1 protein-coding gene is annotated in these 1,512 nt (G+C 35.1%); it reads left to right on the top strand.

The genetic code is table 11. From position 1 onward, the window contains the following. Nucleotides 1–80: 80 nt before the first annotated feature. A protein-coding gene (locus BUC16_RS17415; protein WP_396181399.1) for an IS3 family transposase occupies nt 81–1,462 on the top strand; the annotation gives its coding sequence in 2 pieces (ribosomal slippage) (nt 81–416 and nt 419–1,462; 1,380 coding nt in all). Nucleotides 1,463–1,512 lie beyond the last annotated feature (50 nt).

Below are 1,512 nucleotides of genomic sequence, written 5' to 3'. Positions count from 1 at the left end.
TGTAAATCGTCAGCAAAAAGTGGACTGATTTAGACAAAAAATAAGAGAGTGTTTTCAAAATCCTTAAATTTGAAATAAGTATGAAAACACCAAGAAAACAAACAGCCGAAAACTACATCAAAGAGATTCGTAGAAAATCCAGACGAATATTTAGTTCGGAACAGAAAATCCAAATCGTTATGGAAGCATTACGGGCAGAGATGTCTATTGCAGAATTATGTCGAAAGTATTCCATCAATGAATCCCAGTTTTATAAATGGAACAAAGAGTTTTTGGAAGCAGGCAAGAAGCGATTATCGGGTGATACCACAAGAGAAGCCACCAGTGATGAAGTAGCAGAACTCAGAAAAGAAAACCAGCGATTAAAAGAGATGGTTGCCGATTTGGTATTGCGATATGATATTGTAAAAAAAAGCTTGTCCATTCTGGAATAACTTTAAAATACAAGAAGTATATGCGTCTTACAGTTTCCGAAAAACAAGAAATCATCCATATGGTGGTTCGTTCCGAAATTGGGGTGAACCGAACGCTCAGAGAGATTGGACTCAATAAAAGCACCTTTTACAATTGGTATCATGCCTACAGTGAAAAAGGAGTTGAAGGTTTATTACCAAGCAAAAGATGTTCCAACCGACAATGGAACAGTATTCCTCAAGAACAAAAGAACCTGGTTGTTAAATTAGCCCTCGATTACCCTGATTTATCATCAAGAGAATTGGCTTATAAAATTACAGATGAGCAACAGGTATTTATCTCTGAATCGAGTGTATACCGAATTTTAAAGTCAAGGGGATTAATAACAGCTCCAGCCCATATTTTCCTGAGCGCAGCTGATGAATTTACAGATAAAACTGGATTTGTTCATCAAATGTGGCAAACTGATTTTACGTACTTTAAAATATTGGGATGGGGTTGGTATTACCTGAGTACGGTTTTGGACGATTACAGCCGATATATTGTGCACTGGGAGCTTTGTGTGAACATGAAAGCTGATGATGTGAAAAGAACCGTTGACAAAGCAATAATAAAGGCAAAATTAGTTACCAAACAAAAGCCAAGGCTTTTATCCGACAATGGCTCCTGTTACATTGCAACGGAATTAAAATCATATTTAAAAGATAATTATCAAATGGAACAGGTTCACGGAAGACCAAATCATCCCCAAACACAAGGGAAAATTGAAAGATACCATCGAACCATGAAAAATGTTGTGAAACTCGATAATTATTTTGCTCCAGAAGAATTGGAAAATGCCCTAGAAAAGTTTGTTTATCGATATAACAATGAAAGATATCATGAATCATTAAACAACTTAACACCTGCTGATGTATATTACGGAAGAGGTGACCAAATTTTAAAAGAAAGGGAACGACTGAAGAAAATATCGATTTTAAACCGCAGAAAAGAGTATCAAAAATTTAAAAATTCAACTAACAAAGAAAAACATTTATCTTTGAATTAATTAACAGAACACTCTCTTAGTAAAAGTCCAAATTAGTTTGAAGACGTACA

The organism is Flavobacterium fluvii (genome assembly GCF_900129545.1).
Lineage (GTDB): Bacteria > Bacteroidota > Bacteroidia > Flavobacteriales > Flavobacteriaceae > Flavobacterium > Flavobacterium fluvii.
Note: the sequence above shows the minus strand (reverse complement) of the source record. Positions and strands in the feature narration are given on the sequence as shown.